The sequence below is a fragment of the Pseudomonas sp. B21-053 genome, from assembly GCF_026016365.1.
In the GTDB taxonomy this organism is placed as follows: domain Bacteria; phylum Pseudomonadota; class Gammaproteobacteria; order Pseudomonadales; family Pseudomonadaceae; genus Aquipseudomonas; species Aquipseudomonas nunensis.
This window is the reverse complement of sequence record NZ_CP087205.1, coordinates 2,502,185-2,520,004: the sequence shown is the minus strand read 5'-3', so window position 1 is coordinate 2,520,004 and position 17,820 is coordinate 2,502,185. Positions and strand designations below refer to the sequence as shown.

General features: G+C 59.8%; 18 protein-coding genes. 7 read left to right on the top strand and 11 right to left on the bottom strand.

What is annotated here, in order from left to right; genetic code table 11:
• Position 1: 1 nt before the first annotated feature.
• Complete coding sequence (gene aguB / locus LOY68_RS11660; RefSeq protein ID WP_265044734.1) at positions 2-910, bottom strand: N-carbamoylputrescine amidase; 909 nt, start codon at positions 908-910, stop codon at positions 2-4.
• Between the two features lie 4 nt (positions 911-914).
• A complete protein-coding gene (locus LOY68_RS11655; protein WP_265044732.1) occupies positions 915-1,967 on the bottom strand; it encodes an agmatine/peptidylarginine deiminase in 1,053 nt (350 codons plus the stop codon).
• Positions 1,968-2,101: 134 nt separating this feature from the next.
• On the opposite strand from LOY68_RS11655, the gene LOY68_RS11650 reads away from it, so the two are divergent.
• Positions 2,102-2,956 (top strand): LysR family transcriptional regulator, encoded by an 855-nt coding sequence (locus LOY68_RS11650; protein ID WP_265044730.1) that lies wholly within the window; start codon positions 2,102-2,104, stop codon positions 2,954-2,956.
• 147 nt (positions 2,957-3,103) lie between these two features.
• A complete protein-coding gene (locus LOY68_RS11645) occupies positions 3,104-3,361 on the top strand; it encodes a DUF2790 domain-containing protein (RefSeq protein WP_054048828.1) in 258 nt (85 codons plus the stop codon).
• A 54-nt stretch (positions 3,362-3,415) separates the two neighbouring features.
• On the opposite strand, the gene LOY68_RS11640 is transcribed toward LOY68_RS11645, so the two are convergent.
• The 5 genes from LOY68_RS11640 to LOY68_RS11620 form a co-directional block, all read right to left on the bottom strand.
• Positions 3,416-4,351 carry a LysR family transcriptional regulator gene (locus LOY68_RS11640; RefSeq protein WP_163909461.1) on the bottom strand — a complete coding sequence of 312 codons (936 nt, stop codon included), beginning with the start codon at positions 4,349-4,351 and terminating at the stop codon, positions 3,416-3,418.
• Positions 4,352-4,510: 159 nt separating this feature from the next.
• The gene (locus tag LOY68_RS11635; protein WP_265044728.1) at positions 4,511-5,467 is read right to left on the bottom strand and encodes an aldo/keto reductase; all 957 of its coding nucleotides are present in this window, start codon (positions 5,465-5,467) and stop codon (positions 4,511-4,513) included.
• A 31-nt stretch (positions 5,468-5,498) separates the two neighbouring features.
• Positions 5,499-6,965, bottom strand: coding sequence for an efflux transporter outer membrane subunit (locus LOY68_RS11630; RefSeq protein ID WP_265044726.1), 1,467 nt, complete (start codon positions 6,963-6,965; stop codon positions 5,499-5,501).
• Between the two features lie 20 nt (positions 6,966-6,985).
• Positions 6,986-8,458, bottom strand: a complete 1,473-nt coding sequence (locus tag LOY68_RS11625) for a DHA2 family efflux MFS transporter permease subunit (RefSeq protein ID WP_265044725.1) — start codon at positions 8,456-8,458, stop codon at positions 6,986-6,988.
• Positions 8,458-9,585, bottom strand: a complete 1,128-nt coding sequence (locus LOY68_RS11620; protein WP_265044723.1) for an HlyD family secretion protein — start codon at positions 9,583-9,585, stop codon at positions 8,458-8,460. Before LOY68_RS11620 ends, LOY68_RS11625 begins: the two co-directional genes overlap by 1 nt.
• Before the next feature lie 225 nt (positions 9,586-9,810).
• Between LOY68_RS11620 and LOY68_RS11615 the strand changes: the two genes are divergently transcribed.
• The 3 genes from LOY68_RS11615 to LOY68_RS11605 are packed head-to-tail and all read left to right on the top strand — an operon-like array spanning position 9,811 to position 11,478.
• Positions 9,811-10,434: a TetR/AcrR family transcriptional regulator gene (locus LOY68_RS11615; RefSeq protein ID WP_054048839.1), complete on the top strand. Its 624-nt coding sequence runs from the start codon at positions 9,811-9,813 to the stop codon at positions 10,432-10,434.
• 12 nt (positions 10,435-10,446) lie between these two features.
• A complete protein-coding gene (mug, locus tag LOY68_RS11610) occupies positions 10,447-10,956 on the top strand; it encodes a G/U mismatch-specific DNA glycosylase (RefSeq protein ID WP_265044721.1) in 510 nt (169 codons plus the stop codon).
• A gap of 48 nt (positions 10,957-11,004) precedes the next feature.
• On the top strand, positions 11,005-11,478 hold the full coding sequence (locus LOY68_RS11605; RefSeq protein ID WP_265044719.1) for a hypothetical protein: 474 nt from the start codon (positions 11,005-11,007) through the stop codon (positions 11,476-11,478).
• Here LOY68_RS11605 and LOY68_RS11600 read toward each other — a convergent pair.
• On the bottom strand, positions 11,469-12,404 hold the full coding sequence (locus LOY68_RS11600) for a Ppx/GppA family phosphatase (protein ID WP_054048845.1): 936 nt from the start codon (positions 12,402-12,404) through the stop codon (positions 11,469-11,471). The genes LOY68_RS11605 and LOY68_RS11600 overlap by 10 nt on opposite strands.
• 215 nt (positions 12,405-12,619) lie before the next feature.
• Here LOY68_RS11600 and ppk2 point away from each other — a divergent pair, with 215 nt between their 5' ends.
• Positions 12,620-13,513, top strand: coding sequence for a polyphosphate kinase 2 (ppk2, locus tag LOY68_RS11595; RefSeq protein WP_177331458.1), 894 nt, complete (start codon positions 12,620-12,622; stop codon positions 13,511-13,513).
• Positions 13,514-13,633: 120 nt separating this feature from the next.
• On the opposite strand, the gene solA is transcribed toward ppk2, so the two are convergent.
• Positions 13,634-14,806 (bottom strand): N-methyl-L-tryptophan oxidase, encoded by a 1,173-nt coding sequence (gene solA / locus LOY68_RS11590; RefSeq protein WP_265044717.1) that lies wholly within the window; start codon positions 14,804-14,806, stop codon positions 13,634-13,636.
• 142 nt (positions 14,807-14,948) lie between these two features.
• Between solA and LOY68_RS11585 the strand changes: the two genes are divergently transcribed.
• Positions 14,949-16,616, top strand: coding sequence for a diguanylate cyclase (locus LOY68_RS11585; protein ID WP_265045768.1), 1,668 nt, complete (start codon positions 14,949-14,951; stop codon positions 16,614-16,616).
• Positions 16,617-16,760: 144 nt separating this feature from the next.
• On the opposite strand, the gene map is transcribed toward LOY68_RS11585, so the two are convergent.
• Positions 16,761-17,561 (bottom strand): type I methionyl aminopeptidase, encoded by an 801-nt coding sequence (gene map, locus LOY68_RS11580; protein ID WP_413787176.1) that lies wholly within the window; start codon positions 17,559-17,561, stop codon positions 16,761-16,763.
• Complete coding sequence (locus LOY68_RS11575; RefSeq protein ID WP_054048853.1) at positions 17,558-17,809, bottom strand: ParD-like family protein; 252 nt, start codon at positions 17,807-17,809, stop codon at positions 17,558-17,560. The genes map and LOY68_RS11575 overlap by 4 nt, the downstream gene beginning before the upstream one ends.
• Positions 17,810-17,820 lie beyond the last annotated feature (11 nt).

Genomic DNA, 17,820 nt, shown 5'->3' with positions numbered 1-17,820 from the left:
ATCAAACCCCTTGAGTGGCCCAGCGAGAATGGAGATGACGGCCGTCCTGGCTCAACAGCGCGCCGTACATGTCCGGACGGCGATCGCGGTAGATGCCCCAGCTCAGGCGTTCTTCGCGCATCAGCGACAAGTCCAGGCTGTGCACCAGCACGCCGGTGCTGTCGCGGTCGGCCTCGGCGAGCAACTTGCCCTTGTGGTTGCAAATAAACGACGAGCCATAGAAGCTCATCTGCAAGGTCGGATCGGTAGTCGCCGTTTCTCGGCCGACGCGATTCGACGCCACCACCGGCAGCAGATTGGCCGCCGCATGCCCGCGCATGGTCATCTGCCAGTGATCGCGGGAATCCAGCGCTGCGCAGCCCGGTTCAGAGCCGATGGCGGTGGGAAACAGCAAGACTTCGGCGCCCATCAACGCCAGGCAGCGTGCGGTTTCGGGGAACCACTGATCCCAGCAGATGCCCACGCCGAGGCGTCCGAATGCGGTGTCCCAGACACGAAAACCGGTATCGCCGGGGCTGAAGTATTCCTTCTCCTGATAACCGATGGCGTTGGGGATGTGGGTCTTTCGATACACCCCGAGCAAGCGCCCGTCGGCATCGGCCACGCTCAGGGAATTGAAGTAGGCATTGCCGGCCTTCTCGAACCAACTCAGCGGCAGCACAACGCCCAATTCCTTGGCCAACGCGGCAAAGCGCTTGAGCACGTGGCTGTCGCGATATTCTTCGGCCAGCGCCAGGTGCTTGTGGCTTTGCTCGATGCAGAAATACGGCGTGGCAAACAGCTCCTGCAACAGGATGACCTGCGCGCCTTTGGCTGCCGCGTCACGCACCAATTGCTCGGCCTGATCGAGGTTGTGTTGCAGGTCCCAGGTGCACGGCATCTGGGTGGTCGCAATCGTCAACAGGGTCATGATCTCAACCCTCCACCGGCCAGGCAGGCTGCTGCTGGGTGATGCAATGCACCCCGCCGCCACCATGGGCCAGGTGATTGATCCGCACCGGCACCACTTCGCGGCCCGGGAACGCTTGGGCCAACACTTCGGCCGCCGCGTGGTCGGCGTCGATGCCATAAGCCGGCATGATGATCGCGCCGTTGGCGATGTAGAAGTTGGTGTAGGACGCACAGAACACTTCGGCTTCGGTGTCCACGGCATCGGTGGCTTCGTACAACTCGATAAGCTCGAATTTGCGGCCCTGGGCATCGGTGGCCAGTTCGAGTGCGCGACGGTTTTCCCGAGCGACTTCGGCGTACACCGACTGTTTGTCGTGGGTCGCGTCCACCAACAACACACCGGGACGGGCGAAGGCGCAGACGCCATCGACGTGGCCGTCAGTCATGTCGCCGGTCACATAATCCGGATCGCCCGGCAGCCAGATGGTTTTCTTCACGCCCAGCAGGCGACTGAAGATTTCTTCCATCTCGGCTTTGCTGGTGTCCGGGTTGCGATTGGCGTTGAGCAACACCGACTCGGTGGTGATCAGCGTACCTTCGCCATCGACATGAATCGCCCCGCCTTCGTTGCTCAACGGTGTGCCGAAGCACGGCACGCCGAGGTGATTGAGTGCACGGCGCGCCAGACCTTCATCCAGGTCGTGGGCCGACTTGCCGCCCCATGCGTTGAAGCGCCAACTCACCCCGGCCAGTCCGTGTTGCGGATGGCAGACGAAGCTCGGGCCGGAGTCGCGGCACCAACTGTCGTTCACCGCCAACGGGATCAATTCGATGTTGGGACCGCACAACGCTTTGGCACTGGCGATAGCCGAAGGATCAACGACCATTTTCACCGGTTCGAAACGGGCAATCGCATTGACCACGCGAGCGAAATCTTCTTGCACTGCCGGCAAAGTCACGCGCCAACCCGACTCCCACAGCGCCTGGTTATGCGGCCAGACCATCCAGGTCGCGGCGTGCTTCACCCACTCTGCCGGCATCATCCAGCCATTGCTTTGATTTTTTTCTTGCTGCATGACAAACACCTTTTAGTTAAGTCATTGTGTTCAATGAAAACTGCCTCGATGGGCTTGGCATGCATGCTACGGCTGTAAAATCGGGCGAACAAACGATGGATTTAGTGGAAAACTGATTAGAGGAACTTATCGATATGCTCAAGCACTGGCCCCCGCTCAGCACCCTTCGCGGCTTTGAAGCCGCCGCGCGACTGGGCAGTTTTCACAAGGCCGCCACCGAGCTGAACCTGACCCAATCGGCGATCAGTCAGCAGATTCGCAGCCTTGAGGCCTACCTCGAACAACCGCTGTTTTTCCGCAGTGGGCGCAGCGTCAGCCTGACCGATGCCGGCCAGGATTTGCTCAGCACCACCCAGGCGCTGTTGCAACAATTGGCCGTCGGCATTCGCCGTCTCGGGCAGTACCAGAAACCCAATCAACTGGTGCTCAACACCACGCCGGCGTTCGCCCGTCACTGGCTGCTGCCACGCCTGGGGGATTTTCGCCGCCAGCATCCGGAGGTCGATCTGTGGATCTACAGCACCGACGAAGTCCCGGACATGACCACCCAAACCATCGACATCGCGGTGCGCGACGACATCAGCTCCCAAGCCGAATGCAGCTTCAAAGTGCTGCACACCGACCGCCTCTACCCGGCGTGTCACCCGAGCGTGTTGGCGTTGCCGCAGGAGCAGCGCACCACCCTGCACGGCGAGCGGGAAATGGATTGGAGTCACTGGGCGGTGGAGGCTGGTGTCGATGTCGGCCAGCAGGATCAGGGGCTGAATTTTTCTGATCCCGGCCTGCTGCTTGATGCGGCGTGTACGGGACTGGGTATCGCGCTGGTCAGCCAACTGTTGAGTTGTCAGGCCCGTGCCAATGGCTTGTTGCAACCCTTGGTGGAGCAAACCATTCGCGGCCCGAATTGGGCGCTGCTGACCCATCGCGACAGTGAAAGCAATGCGCGGAGTTTCACTGAGTGGCTGCTGAGTCAGCTGGAGGCGGCATAACGATTCAATTCATGCGGAATCCGGCAACAGTGTTTGTCCTGTGCCCCGCTGTTTGGGGCAAAGCCAAACACCTAGCATCGTCTCTACCCGGTGAGCAAACAGCTCCCCGAGGTAAACAACTAACCCTTGGACGAGACGGTGAACATCATGAAACTTTCAAGTGCAGCAATTTTTCTGGCCCTTATCGGTATCGGCGCACCTGCCTTTGCAGACGACGCGACCAGCACCACACCGGTCGAGAGTTACAGCTACGGCATGAAACTCGACATTCAAAAAGTCATTTCGATTTCCGATACCGCCGATAAGTGTGGCCCGGTGCCGACCCAGATGACTTATGAAGACTCGAAAGGTCAACGGCACATCCTGCAGTATTCCGTGATGGGTACTGGCTGTTCGAACGGTTGAGCCCGGTGCAGAAGATGGAGGGTCGACACTCCATACCTGCGGTGCCAGCGACGATTACTTGTTTGATGACCCGACGACTTTTGCATCTGCGGCCAACATGCCCGGAATGTAGTCTTTAAGAAACTCCACCCACGTCCTTATCTTCGCGTCCACGAACTTGCGTGACGGGTAGATCGCAAACAGATTCAACTCTTCCAGATGGTAGTCCGGCAGCACGCGCACCAACTTGCCGGCCCGCAAGCCATCGACCGCCGAAGCAATCGGCTGAATCCCAATCCCCATCCCGCTGAGTATGGCAACCGTCATGGCGTCCGCCGTGTTGACGTGAATGGGCGACTCGGGAATCGTCACCGTGACCCCGCCGTCCGGCCCTTCGAATGCCCAGTTTTCTACCGGCATTACCGTGTTCACAATCCGCAAGCAATCATGTGAGGCCAACGCATCCGGTAACTCGGGGGTTCCGCGCTTCTTCAGGTACGCGGGCGACGCGCACAGAATGCTGAACGTGATGCCGAGCCGTTGCGCGACGAAGCCTGAGTCGGGCAAATCCCGCGCCAGCACAATCGACATGTCATAGCCCTCCTCCAGCAAATCCGGCAGCCGATTGGTCAGGGTCAGATCGAACATGACCGAGGGATGCGTCTCCCGGTATTTGGCGATGGCGTCGATTACGTAATGATTGCCGATGGCGGCCATCGCATGAATCTTCAGCCGGCCTACCGGCATGACCTGGGCGGTGCCCGCCTCTTCGTCGGCCTCACGCACCTCATCCACAATTTTCTCGCAGCGCTGTAGATAACGATGGCCAGCTTCGGTCAGGGCCAAGCGTCGGGTGGTGCGGTTGATCAGGCGCGTTTGCAACCGGGCTTCCAGGCTGGACACCGCTTTGGACACGTTGGTCGTGGTGGTGTCCAGCAGGTCGGCCGCCGCCGTGAAGCTGCCGCTTTGCGCGACGGCGATAAAGACCCGCATGGTTTGGAAAACGTCCATCGTTTCGCCTCAACGGTATGGCCAAAAATTGGAGTGATTATTGTGGGAGCGAGCTTGCTCGCGATAGCGGTGGTTCAGTCAGCATCAATGTTGACCGATAAATCGCCATCGCGAGCAAGCTCGCTCCCACAGGTTCGGTGTCAGTCCAAGTGACCGGGTTTACTCGGGTTTCCTACGCGGAATAAACCCGGGCACTCCAGTCTCCACCACCGAGTTGAAGCGCACCCGGGTGGTAATGTCTTCCTTGATCTCACGCATGGCCCTTTGCGGCAAGGTCTCGATATTGATGTTTTCCTGGATATGGCTCGGTGTCGCCGACGTGGTCAGGAACGCCACGCCACGCTGCACTGCCCAGGCCAAAGCCACTTGCGCCGGGGTCTTTTGCAGGCGCTTGGCGATGCCGGTGATCACCGTATCTTCCAGGACGTTCGGCTCCATGCCGTGACCCAGTGGCGCAAACGCCAGGACGATGATGCCGTGTTGCTGACAAAACTCCAGCAGTTCCCATTCCGGCAGATAAGGATGGGATTCCACCTGCACCACCGCAGGCTTGATCCGGGCCTCCGCCACGATCTCTTTCAATGCCTCCAGCGTAATATCCGACAAGCCGATGGACCGGCACTGCCCTTCATCCACCAGACGTTCAAGCTCGCGCCAGGTCTCAAGCAACGTCACGCCCGAATCGTAGATCACATGCCCGAACGCATCCCGCGGATCCTGGTTATCACCGGGCTGAAAAGCAAACGGCGTATGGATCAGGTAGCAATCAATGTAGTCAACTTGCAGGCGCCGGCAACTGGCCTCGAATGCAGGTTCGACCCGCTCGGGACGGTGGTTGGTGTTCCACAGTTTCGTGGTGATGAACAATTCTTCGCGGCGAATCATGCCTGCCTCCAGCGCGTCCTTTATTGCAACGCCGACCTGGTCTTCATTGCGATACCGTTCCGCACAATCGAAATGGCGAAACCCGGCGTCCAGCGCATGCTTGACCGCTTGCGTGGTGACGCTCAGATCGCGAAACAGCGTGCCAAACCCTACGGCCGGCATTTCAACCGACCCGTGATTAAGCGCGAACCGGGTATCGCGAAGTCCATCGTGAAAAGCTTCGTATGACATGTCATTACTCCACAACTTGGGGCCGCAGCCGTTATTGATACGTATGTTTCGGTGCTTCGCGAGACGCGACTTTCTGCTCGAACACGCCGACGGAATTACCGCCGAGTGCCACGTACAACCGCACGGTGTCGAGGTACTGTGCGGTCTTCACGCGGATTTGCCCCAACAGCGCTTGCTCATAGGCACGCTCTGCTTCCAGCACTTGCAGGATGCTGTTCTCGCCCTGGGCGTAGGCTTGCTGGTTCAAGCGAAAACTCGTGTCGGCGGCGCGCAACGCGTCTTCCTGGGCGAGGTTTTGCTCGGCGTCATGGTTAATCGCTTGCAGGGTGTCCGCGACCTGGCCAAACGACTGGATAACGGTTTGCTGGTAACCGGCGAGAGACGCCTGATAACCATCGACGGCGGCCTGACGTTCAGCCTTGAGGGTGCCGCCATTGAAAATCGGCGCCGTCAGCCCCGCCGCAAAACCCCACAGCGCCGCGCCGCCATTGCCGGAAGCGGCTTGCGCCAGTGAGGCCGAAAGCTCGACATGCGGATAGAGGTTGGCGGTGGCGACACCTACCGCCGCGCTGGCCATGTGCAGTTCGGCCTCGGCTTGCAGGACATCCGGCCGGTTGCGGGCCATCTCCGAAGGCAAACTGACCGGCACGTTGGACGGCAAGGCAAATTCGGCCAGTTCGAACTCAGGCGCGATCCAGTCAGCCGGGCCTTTGCCCGTCAGGATCGACAGCGCATGACGAGCCGAATCGCGCTGCTGTGCGAGGGGCGGCAACAGCGTGCGATCCTGGGCCAGACGGGTCTCGGTCAGCGAAACGTCGATCTGGGTGGTGGCGCCATTGGCATGCGCCGCGCGGACCAGTTCGAGGTTTTTGGCGTCATTGGCCAGCAACTTTTCAACGGCCTTCATCTGCGCATTGGCAGATGCCAGCAACAACGCCTGACTGGTGACATCGCCGGTCAAGGTCAGGTACGCCGCTTCGTAGCGATGCTTTTGCAACTGGGTAAACGCTTGCTGTTGTTCGACCAGACGCTTGTTGCCGCCGAATGCATCCAGATCAAAGCCAACTCGCGGCCCGATTGCGTAGAAGTTCGAAACGCTTGGCTCAGGGCCGTTATGGGTGCGTTGACGCCCCGCCTGAGCGCCGAAATCGACCTGAGGATAAAGCGCCCCTTCCGCCGCCGCGACCGAGGACGCTGCTTGCCGAATCGTTGCATCCGCCGCTACGAGATCAAGGTTGCCATCGATGGCGCGACGCACCAGCGTGTCGAGCTTTGGCGACCGAAAAGCAGTCCACCAATCACCGTTGATTTTCTTGCCGTAGCTGATGTTTTGAGCGAGTTGCTGTTCGGCCTGCGGGTCATAGTGTTGCGACTCGCTGGCCGCAGGCGTTTTAAAGTCCGGGCCGACGGTGCAGGCGGACAGGAACACCATGAACGACATCGCACCGACCACTCTCGGGAGCTGATGTCTGTTGATGAAAAGCGCAGGGGATTTCATTGGGCACACTCCACGACAAATTAGTTGGTCGGAACGGGTTTACGAAGAAAGACAACCAGTGGGCTCACCACCAGCATCGCGACCATCAAAATCTTGAATTGGTCGACCACCGCGATAAAAGCCGCCTGCCCGGTGATCATTTCATTGAGTCCCGCCAGCGCTTGCAGGGACGGCATCTCGGCGCGATACGGCGTTATGTTGCTGACCAGCGCCAGGTGCATCGCCTGGGTGTTGTTGAAGAAAAACAGCTGCACAATCGCCACGCCCAACGTGCTGCCGTAGACCCGTGATAGGTTGAACAGCCCCGTGCCTTCCGGGCGCAGCGTCGGGTCGAGGGTGCTGAATGCAACCTTGGTCAGCGCCGGCATCAAGATGCCTATACCGATCCCCTGAACCGCGCCGGCAACCGCCACTGGCGTCCAGTCCATCAATGGCGAATAGCCGAGCATCATCCAGTTGGCATAAATCACCAGGGCCACACCCGCCGCGACAAACAGCCGACGGTCGAAACGCTCGGGAACCCGGCCCATCAACAGAAACGCGCCAACCAGGCCGATACCACGCGGGATCGTCAGCGAACCGGTGGTGTCAGGCGGGTAGCCGAGAATCTCGTCGAGCATTGGCGAGGTCAGGGCCATGGTCGACAACAGCACGAAACCGACGGCGAAAAAGATCACGGTCGACAGCACGAAGTTGCGGTCGTCGAACAAACGCTTGTTGAGAAAATGCACCTTGGCGGTGAACACATGCACAAGGAACAAGTAGAAGCCCAGCGCAGCTCCCAGCGCTTCCAGCCAGATTTCGGTCGAGGCGAACCAGTCCAGGCGCTCCCCGCGATCAAGCAACATCTGCAGGCTGATCAACCCCAGCGTGAAAGTGCCAAAGCCGAAAAAGTCGAACGTCGGGCGCTTCTCGGCCTTTTTCTCGGTGAGCAACAACGCCATCGCCAGAAAGACAAACGCCGACACCGGCAGGCTGATGTAGAAGATCGGCCGCCAGCCGAAATGCTCGCCGATCCAGCCGCCGATGCTCGGGCCGCTGACGATGCCAATGAGCACGATGGCCGTCCACGTCGCGCCAAATTTAGCGCGCTTGGGCAGTGGCAACGTCTCCATGGCAATTACCATCGACAACGGCGCCAACACACCACTCGCCAGTCCTTGAACAATCCGCGCGCCGATGAATTCCAGCGAGGTTGTCGCCTGCGTCACCAGCAGCAGGCCAAGTACGAAACACGCCAGCGCGATTTGGTAAACCCGCTTCAAGCCATAACGCCCGGCGAGCCACTGCGCGATCGGCAACGTGATCGCGCTCGCCGCGAGGTACGAAGTGAAGATCCAGCCCGCCTGATCATCGGTCATCGACAGGCTGCCCTGAATCAAGCGCAGTACAGCATTGGGTAATGGCAGGTTCGCCGACTGCATGTAGGTTGCGAGCAGTGCGGCGAACCTTAATGCCCCCGCACCTTGAGGCCCGGCAAGATTGGCGTTCATCAGAAGGCTCCTGCGGTCAACAGCGTTTTGAACGGACGCCACCACGGCGAGCGAAAACCGGTATCGACCTTGACCGTGGCGCTGGTGCCCGAGAACAACGGCAGCGCCGGATTGGCCTCATCGAGTTCAAGACGAACCGGCACCCGCTGGACCACCTTGACCCAGTTGCCAGTGGCGTTTTCCGGCGGTAACAGAGCAAAATCCGCGCCGGCACCCGGGCTCATGCTGGTGACGTGAGCCTTGAAAACGTGATCAGGGTAGGTGTCGATGCTGATCGTCGCTTCCTGGCCCGGACGCATGTGAGTGACGTCGGTTTCACGGAAGTTGGCTTCGATCCAGACTTCACGATCAGACAGCAGCGCAAAGGCTGGCGCGCCGTTGTTGACATAGTTGCCTACTTGCAAATCATCAACCTTGGCGACGATGCCATCGTCCGGCGCATACACCGTCGCATACGACAGGTAGAGCTGCGCCTCGTCGAGCTGGGCCTTGGCCTCATGCACCGTCGGGTGGTTGTCGGCATCGATGTCGGGGTCGCCGTTCAAGGCAACCACGGTGCTGGCGATCTGTTGTTCGATCGACGCGATCCGCTGGCGGGAAACCTTGAGGTCGGTGTCTGCGCGTTCATAAATAGCCCGGGAGACGAACTCGGTCGCCACCAGTGCTTTCTTGCGGGCAAATTCCTTTTGGTCGAAACCGGCCGATTCTTTGGCCGATTGCAATTCGGCCTGTTGCTGGCGGTAACTGGCCTTGAGGCCATCGATGCGCAGCCTGGCGACGCTCAATTGTGCTTGCGCTCGATCAACCGCGATCTGCAACGGTTTCGGGTCGATGCGAAACAGCACCTGGCCCTTGTGAACCGGCTGGTTGTCCTCGACCGCGATCTCGACGACTTGCCCGGAAATCCGCGCATTGATCGAGGCCTTGGCCACCCGGGCGTAGGCGTTGTCGGTGCTGACGAAGGGTTCGCCAGCCACGTAATGCGCATACCCGACGGCTGCGAAAAGCACCGGAAAACCAATCATCAGAAACGGCCGCAGTTTCTCTCTGAGCGGCTTCTTGATGGGCAGGTCCGGGCCTGGATGCTCGATGGCCTGTGCTGCTGAGATATCGAACTGTTTAGTCATGATCGAATGCACCTATAACCGGGGAATTGGGGATAGCACCCTTAAAAAACAGCCATTCCGTGTGCGGTCTGGAGGATCGCTCCACCGCACTTGTTTCGTCGCCGCAACACCCAGTTCGAGCTCCGCTACAACAAACCTGAAGCCAAGGAATTTTTGGTTCCTTAATTTTGTGCGATGATGTAAGAATATAGACGCACCCACCTTCCATCAAGAGTTTTATACGACATGGCACAAAAAAAGATCAGCGAAGGAAAAGGACGTGGTCGCCCTCGCGCGTATGACCCGCAAACAGCCTTGCAGCAAGCGCTTGGTGTGTTCTGGAACACCGGCTATTCCGGCGCCTCGCTGGACAGCATCGCCACCGCCGCCGGGATGAATCGCCCCAGCCTGTATGCCGCGTTCGGTGACAAGCACGCGCTGTACATCAAGGCGCTTGAGCAATATTGGGAGTTCGCCGCAGCGGCCATGCACGAGGCGCTGACGGACAGCACGCTGACCTTGAGCGAGGCGCTGATGCGTTTTTACGAGGGGCAGTTGTCGATCTACTTCTCGGGTGAAGGCCAACCGCGTGGCTGCTTTGCGATTGGTACGGCGACCACCGAAGCCGTGGAGGATCAGGAAATCCGCGACGTGCTTTCCGATCGACTGAGCCGGCTGGATGCCGATCTCGAAGTCCGTCTGCAAACCGCCGTCAGCGCGGGCGAATTGAAAGAAGGCGCAGACCCGGCAGCCCTCGCCGTTCTCGCGTCCTCCTTGCTGCACAGCATTTCGATTCGTGCACGAGCAGGCAAATCCCGGGATGAACTGACGGAACTGGCACGCAATGCGGTCAGCGTCATCTGCGGATAAGGGGCTTTTAAGGTGGGACTCGAAGACATTCTGGCCGAGCAACTGGCAGTGGTTTTCTGCGGGATCAACCCGGGAATGCTGGCTGCAGCGCAGGGACATCATTTTGCCGGCCGGGGCAATCGTTTCTGGCGCACGTTGCATCTCGCTGGCTTCACGCCGCAGGAAGTGCGTCCTGAACACGACCGGACGATCTTGCAATACCAGTGTGGATTAACCGCCGTGGTTGACCGACCCACGGCGCGGGCGGATCAACTGTCGCAACATGAATTCGCCGCAGCGGCTGCGGCCTTCGAACAAAAGATCACTCGTTATGCGCCGCGCTTCGTCGCGTTTCTCGGCAAAGCGGCGTATTGCGCGTTATCCGGCCAACGAACAATTGCGTGGGGGCTTCAGCCAAGGACATTTGCAGGTGCAGCGGTGTGGATCCTGCCGAATCCGAGCGGACGAAACCTGGCATTCACGCAGGATCAACTGGTCGACGCGTACCGCCAGCTCTATTTAGCCGCGATAAACGGAGCCTGACTCCGGTAGCATTACCCAACGGATCAATTCCCCCCTCAAGGAGCTTCAATGCTGTTCACCCAACGCTCGACCCACACCCCGTTTCTGCTGTGCGTGGCGATCTTCGGCACGTTCTTGCTGGTCCAGCTCAATGTGTTCAACATCATTGTCTGGAGCTACAACTTCTGCCACTTCCTGTATGGCTTCTGCGCGGCAATGTCGTTGGGCTACGTGACCGTCCCGTCGCGTTTTTTCAAGCGCTCGTTGCGAGAAAACCTTCACGTGCTGAAGGATGGAATCCCGTGGAGTCCATGGGGTGGCTTGATCATTGTGCTGTTCCTCTCGGCGTACAACGAGATGTATGTGGACCCGCGAGAAAACGGCATTCCGTTCAGCGCTGCCTACGCCAATTTTGTCGCCGATATGCTGGGCCTTGGCCTATGCCTTTTTCTCAGCCACTTCACCTTCCGTGACCGCCAGGGCAAGACCCGGACGGACTACGAAACAGCGCCAGCGATGGGTACTGCCGGCGATCAATGCTGACTCATCAACCCATGCATCACACCAAAGCGTAACCCCGGCTCGGACGGAGTCATGTGCGAGATGCCAAACACCTTGAACGCCGCCAGCATGACCACCAGGCCGCCGGGCAGAATGCTCAGCCGATGGGTCTGCAACCCGGCCAGTTTGAGTTGTTTGACGTGCCCGACTTCGAGCAGGCGCAATGACAGGCGCAACAGCCCGCCATAAGTGATGCCGCTCTGGCCATCGTCGTTCAGGCCGTTGGCCTTGAGCACCTTGGCCAGCATCCGCGCGGTGCCTGAGGAGCCGATGGTCTCCTGCCAGCCCAGCGCGCGATAACGCCGGGCGACTTTTTCAAACTGCAACGAGGCTACGCGCTCGGCCTCCAGCAGCGCCTGGGCGGTGATGCGACCGCCATGAAAGTACCGTGAGCCGAAGGTGCCACTGCCGATGGCAATGCTTTCGGTCATCAGTGGCTGAGTCCCGCGCCCCAGGATCAACTCGGTCGAGCCGCCGCCAATGTCCACCACCAGACGCTGACTCTCCGCGCCCGGCAGCGTGTGGGCAACCCCGGCGTATACCAGGTGCGCCTCTTCCTGGCCGGAGATGACGTCAATCCGAAACCCTAAATGTCGCTCGGCACTGGCCAAGAACAGTTGCGCATTTTCGGCTTCGCGCACCGCGCTGGTGGCCACTGCCCGCACCCGGCACGACTCAAAGCCGCGCAACTTCTTGCCAAATCGCGCGAGCGCCTGCCAGCCCCGGTCCAGCGCCAACTCATCCAGCGCACCGCCCTGTAAGCCTTCGGCCAGACGCACCGGCTCGCGCAGGGTTTTCACTTCCTGAATGACGAACTGCTGATTCCGCCGGACCGATTGGCCAATCATCATGCGAAAGGCATTGGACCCCAGGTCAATGGCCGCAAACAGAGAGGCGTCTCCTTTCATGGTAGGGATTCCTGGCAGATTCATTCGCCCGCAATCGGGGCCTTCAAGACGGTTTGCGAAGATCTTGCCATGGCTTAGGTGACACGAAGATGACACCGCCCTATCTGATGTCCTACAGCCTTTTCGTCACCACTTCGTCATATCTCCCGGAATACCATCGTCAGTGCCACCTTCCACGGGAGCCTCCCACCATGCTTGTAAATGACCACACCCTGATGCAGCGGATCCATCGCGAGCTGCTCGACCATAACGACGAAGAGTTGGAGCTGGAACTGCTGGAGGACGGCCACGATCTCGATGCGATGTTCGACGGGCACGTCAACGACGGCAGCGAGAAGGAAGAGAGACGACGTTATTTCAGCGAACTGTTCCGCCTGCAAGGCGAGCTGGTGAAGCTGCAAAGCTGGGTGGTCAAGACCGGCGCCAAAGTGGTGATTCTGTTTGAAGGACGCGATGCCGCCGGCAAGGGTGGCGTGATCAAGCGCATTACCCAGCGACTCAACCCACGGGTTTGCCGGGTCGCCGCCCTGCCCGCGCCGAATGACCGCGAACGTACCCAATGGTATTTCCAGCGCTACGTTTCACACCTGCCGGCAGCAGGTGAAATCGTGCTGTTCGACCGCAGCTGGTACAACCGCGCCGGGGTCGAGCAAGTCATGGGCTTTTGCAACGCCGATCAGTACGAAGAGTTCTTCCGTACCGTGCCGGAGTTCGAGCGGATGCTCGCCCGTTCCGGCATTCAGTTGATCAAATACTGGTTCTCGATTTCCGACCAGGAACAGCACCTGCGCTTTCTCAGTCGCATCCATGACCCGCTCAAGCAATGGAAACTCAGCCCCATGGACCTGGAGTCCCGTCGGCGTTGGGAAGCCTATACCAAGGCCAAGGAAATCATGCTCGAGCGCACCCACATCGCCGAGGCACCATGGTGGGTGGTGCAAGCCGACGACAAGAAAAAGGCCCGCCTCAACTGCATCAACCACCTGCTCGGGCAAATGCCTTATGAAGAGGTGGAACATCCGACCATCGAACTGCCCCAGCGCGAGCGACAAGAGGATTATTCCCGCAGCCCGACGCCGCCGGAACTCATCGTGCCGCAAGTCTACTGATCGTCATCATTCTGTAACCTGACGCCGTCAATACTCAGGCCATACAACGCGTGCTTTTTTTTATTGCTGCCTTAACCGGCAGCATTTTTTTTGCCTGTGGTTTTTGCACCGGCAGACGCTTCAAGCCTGCCCGTCAAACCGCTTCAACGAAAACGCCGACAAATCCAGCTCACTGCTGCCCCGCACGCACCACTGCGCGAGTGCTTCACCCAACGCGGCGGAATGCTTGAAGCCGTGCCCGGAACAGGCGGACACCACCAGCGTGTTTTTCAGATGCGGATGCTCGTCGATGATGAAATCGCCATCCGGCGTAACGGTGTAGGCACATACCGACGACTTGGCGACGCGTGAAGTGACGCCCGCGATCTTGCCACGCACCTGGGTCTCGAACATCTCGCGTGCTTCGGCCTCGCTGACGGTCCGGTCGAGCGTGTCTGGCGAAGACGCTTCGCTGTATTGCTCGGTGGCGACTTTCAGGCTGCCTTCGCCAGGCAACGGTGGAAAACCATAGTGCAGGTCCTCATCACCCGGCCCGTGATGCAGGATGAACGTCGGCGAAACCGGGGCAAACCGGGCGTGTTCTTCCAGCTCGAACCAGAACAGCTTCTGCCGACACACCCGCAGCAAGCGGTCGAAGGGCTGGCCCAACAATTCCCGGGACCACATGCCGGCGCTGATCACGACCTTGTCGGCCAGGATCGTTCGCTGGTCGGTAGTAACGGTGACGCCCTGCTCGTCCGAGGTTATTTGCGTGACGGTTTCACCCTTGAACAGGGTCGCGCCCAGCGTTTCGGCGAGCTTGAGTTGCACGGCAATGCAGCGCTCCGGACGGACGTAACCGCCCTGCGGTTCGAAGTAGCCGATGGCGCTGTCCAGCACCGGTGAAAACTGCGGGAAGCGCTGGCGGATCTGCGCAGCCGACAGCCGCTCATGTTCGATGCCGTTGCTGTGGGCGAGTTGCAGGGTGCGATGAGTGAAGTCCGTGGCGTCCTGCGCGTCATAGTCGGGGCTGGAGGTCATGACCAGCACGCCGCACTGCTCGAACAGCGACTCGCCCGACAGCGCTTCGAGCTCACGCCAGATTCTGTGCGAGTTGCGAACGATAGGCAGATAGGCGGCACCTTCGCCGACCGAGAGTCGGGTGATGCGCGTATCGCCATGACTTGAGCCCTGAGTGTGCGGAGGATGATAACGATCGACGCCAATCACCTTGACCCCGGATTTCGCCAGTTGGTACGCCGTGGCGGCGCCCATCGCGCCCAAACCGAGAACCGCTACTTCACACCGTTCCATTCAATCGCCTTCCAGTCATCACCCGTTGAATGCTCAACCCTATGACATTCGCCGGCTGAAAAGCCAGACGTCTGCGCAGCACTGGCCGTAGACCCGCCATTACGCATACCATGCCGCCATTCCAAAAAAGGCAGACATGTCCATGTTCAAAGCAAGCCTGCGTAGCCACCTGACCCTCTGGTTTGCCGGCCTGTCGCTGCTCACCTTATTGAGTGTGGGCTTCTACGTCGGCCACATCGCCACCGGGCAGATGAAGCAGGCGAGCGGCAATGCGTTGCTGAGCACCGCCAAATCCGCCGCCGAGTTGTTGGGTGCGCAATTGCGTGAACGTCAGCTCGAAGTGTCGCTGCTCAGCCGGGCGCCGCTGTTGAAGCGTGGCAACCTCGACGACCCGGACATTTTGACTTCGATGCAATTGCGCACTCAGTCCCGCGCCGAATACGCCTGGATGGGTGTGGCCGATGCGGATGGGCGCGTGCGGCAAGCGGTGAACGGGTTGCTGGTCAATCAATCAGTGAAGCAACGCCCGTGGTTTCAGGCCGGACTGCGCGGTGACTACACCGGCGATCCGCACGAGGCAGTGTTGCTCGCCAAGCTATTGCCGGGAAGCGCCAGCGGCGAACCGTTGCGGTTCATCGATTTTGCCGCGCCGATCCGCAATGCCCAGGGCCAGGTGGTCGGCGTGCTGGGTGCCCACGCGCATTGGAGCTGGGTGACGAAGATTGTCGATGCCGCCGTGTTGCAAAAAGGCACGGCGCCGGAAGTCGAAGCGTTGATCGTCGATCACGACGGCAAAGTGCTGTACCCGGAACAACTCGCCGGGGAACAACTGCCGAATTTGCCAGGGACATTGAAAAACCCTGACACCGCGCCAGGCTGGTCGGTGGGCAATGGCTACCTGACCAGCGCGGTCGCCGTGCCGACACCGTCGAGCGCAGGCCTGACGTGGTACATCGCGGTTCGCCAGCCACTGGATATCGCCTTGCATCCGGCGCGAGTGCTGTTCTACAAATTGCTGGCGCTGGGGTTCATCGCAGCGATCATTTTCGGTCTGGTGGCGTATTACCTGGCCCTGCACCTCAGCCGTCCGATCGAGCAACTGGCGCGAGCGGCCAAACAAGTGCAGGACCATCAACCGGACGTGGCCTTCCCGCTGCAGCATTCGGTACGGGAAATCGCCCAACTGGTGCAGTCCATCCAGGGCATGACCCAGTCGTTACTCGGCAAGGAGCGCGAATTGCAGGAGGCCAATACCTCGCTGGAAGCCACGGTCGCGCAACGCACGGTCGCCCTCACTCAGGCCAATGCCGACTTGTTGAAACTGGCGACCCATGACGCGCTGACCGGGGTGTTCAACCGCCGGCGTTTCGATGAGAAGCTGGCCGAGTGCAGCCTGTTGTTTCAGCGCACGGGACGCACGTTCGCGCTGCTGTTCATCGACGTCGACTACTTCAAGCGCATCAACGATACCCACGGCCATGCGATCGGCGATGAAGTGCTGGAACAATTGGCGAAGCTGATTCAGCGCAACACCCGCGCCACCGACTTCGTCGCACGCTACGGCGGCGAAGAGTTTGCCGTGCTGTTGCCCGAAATCGAGGAGCCGGAAAGCCCCGAGGTCGTCGCCGAGAAGATTCGCGTGGCGATTGCCGAGGCGCACTTTTCCTCGGTCGGCCAGGTGACCGTGAGCATCGGCGTTGGCCTGGCTGGGCTATCGGATAGCAATGCCTCGGCGCTGATCAGACGCGCCGATCAGCAGTTGTACCAGGCCAAAGGCGCGGGACGGAACCGGGTTTGCTGTACAGCGTAAATATTCAAGATTGACTGAAACCTCCTTGTGGGAGCGGGCTTGCTCGCGAAGACGGTGTGTCAGTTGACGATGATGTCGACTGACACGGCCCCTTCGCGAGCAAGCCCGCTCCCACAAGGGGATCAGTTGGGTATCCGAAAGTGTTTAAGGCGCCGGATAGCCTTCGACCTGATCCGGCCAGGAGGTCAGCACTTCGAAGCCATCATCCGTGACCGCCACCATGTGCTCCCACTGCGCTGACCACGAAAGATCCTTGGTCACCACGGTCCAGCCATCGGCCAGGGTTTTGACGTGGCGTTTGCCGGCATTCAGCATCGGCTCGATGGTGAAAATCATCCCGGTCTTCAGCTTCAGGCCCTGGCCCGGATAGCCGTAATGCAACACCTGCGGCTCATCGTGATAGACCTTGCCGATGCCATGCCCGCAGTACTCGCGCACCACACTGAAACCGTCGCGCTCGGCCACGCTCTGGATCGCGTGACCGATGTCGCCCAGTGTCGCGCCGGGGCGTACGACGCGGATACCGGCGCACATCGCTTCATAGGTGGTCTGCACCAGACGTCGTGCTTCGGGGCTCGGTTCACCGACGAAGTACATGCGACTGGTGTCGCCGAACCAACCGTCCTTGACCACGGCAATATCGATGTTGACGATGTCGCCGTCCTTCAGCACCTGGGCTGAAGGAATGCCGTGACACACCACTTCGTTGACCGAAATGCACACGGTTTTCGGAAACCCGTGATAGCCGACATTGCCGGGAATGGCTTTCTGCACGTTGACGATGTAGTCGTTGCAACGGCGATCGAGCTCATCCAGCGTAACCCCGGCTTTAACGTAGGCCCCGATCATTGCCAGCACCTCGGCCGCCATCTGACCCGCCACGCCGGACTGGGCGATTTGTGCCGGACTGTTGATCACGACGCTGGTTCTCACGGCGCGGTTCATTGCACGGCTCCTGCGCTGGCTTGCGATTCATCGGCCAGTGCGCACACCTGTTGCAAATCGAGGCCACCAGCCTGTTCGGCGCGAATCAACAAACGGCAAATGTCACTGTGATCCAGGTCGGGATGCAACTCCGCGAGCATGCCGATGCGCATCCAGTGCTCAGCCTGAGCGTTGATCGAGCGACTCAGCGCATTGCTGGCGACGCGCAGATTCTCGTGCATGTCTTCTGAAATTTTAACGATTCCCACAGATCCATCCG

Coding starts and splice junctions, on each gene's coding strand:
- aguB (WP_265044734.1), bottom strand. CDS start 910: ATGACCCTGTTGACGATTGCGACCACCCAGATGCCGTGCACCTGGGAC.
- LOY68_RS11655 (WP_265044732.1), bottom strand. CDS start 1,967: ATGCAGCAAGAAAAAAATCAAAGCAATGGCTGGATGATGCCGGCAGAG.
- LOY68_RS11650 (WP_265044730.1), top strand. CDS start 2,102: ATGCTCAAGCACTGGCCCCCGCTCAGCACCCTTCGCGGCTTTGAAGCC.
- LOY68_RS11645 (WP_054048828.1), top strand. CDS start 3,104: ATGAAACTTTCAAGTGCAGCAATTTTTCTGGCCCTTATCGGTATCGGC.
- LOY68_RS11640 (WP_163909461.1), bottom strand. CDS start 4,351: ATGGACGTTTTCCAAACCATGCGGGTCTTTATCGCCGTCGCGCAAAGC.
- LOY68_RS11635 (WP_265044728.1), bottom strand. CDS start 5,467: ATGTCATACGAAGCTTTTCACGATGGACTTCGCGATACCCGGTTCGCG.
- LOY68_RS11630 (WP_265044726.1), bottom strand. CDS start 6,965: ATGAAATCCCCTGCGCTTTTCATCAACAGACATCAGCTCCCGAGAGTG.
- LOY68_RS11625 (WP_265044725.1), bottom strand. CDS start 8,458: ATGAACGCCAATCTTGCCGGGCCTCAAGGTGCGGGGGCATTAAGGTTC.
- LOY68_RS11620 (WP_265044723.1), bottom strand. CDS start 9,585: ATGACTAAACAGTTCGATATCTCAGCAGCACAGGCCATCGAGCATCCA.
- LOY68_RS11615 (WP_054048839.1), top strand. CDS start 9,811: ATGGCACAAAAAAAGATCAGCGAAGGAAAAGGACGTGGTCGCCCTCGC.
- LOY68_RS11605 (WP_265044719.1), top strand. CDS start 11,005: ATGCTGTTCACCCAACGCTCGACCCACACCCCGTTTCTGCTGTGCGTG.
- LOY68_RS11600 (WP_054048845.1), bottom strand. CDS start 12,404: ATGAAAGGAGACGCCTCTCTGTTTGCGGCCATTGACCTGGGGTCCAAT.
- ppk2 (WP_177331458.1), top strand. CDS start 12,620: ATGCAGCGGATCCATCGCGAGCTGCTCGACCATAACGACGAAGAGTTG.
- solA (WP_265044717.1), bottom strand. CDS start 14,806: ATGGAACGGTGTGAAGTAGCGGTTCTCGGTTTGGGCGCGATGGGCGCC.
- LOY68_RS11585 (WP_265045768.1), top strand. CDS start 14,949: ATGTTCAAAGCAAGCCTGCGTAGCCACCTGACCCTCTGGTTTGCCGGC.
- map (WP_413787176.1), bottom strand. CDS start 17,561: ATGAACCGCGCCGTGAGAACCAGCGTCGTGATCAACAGTCCGGCACAA.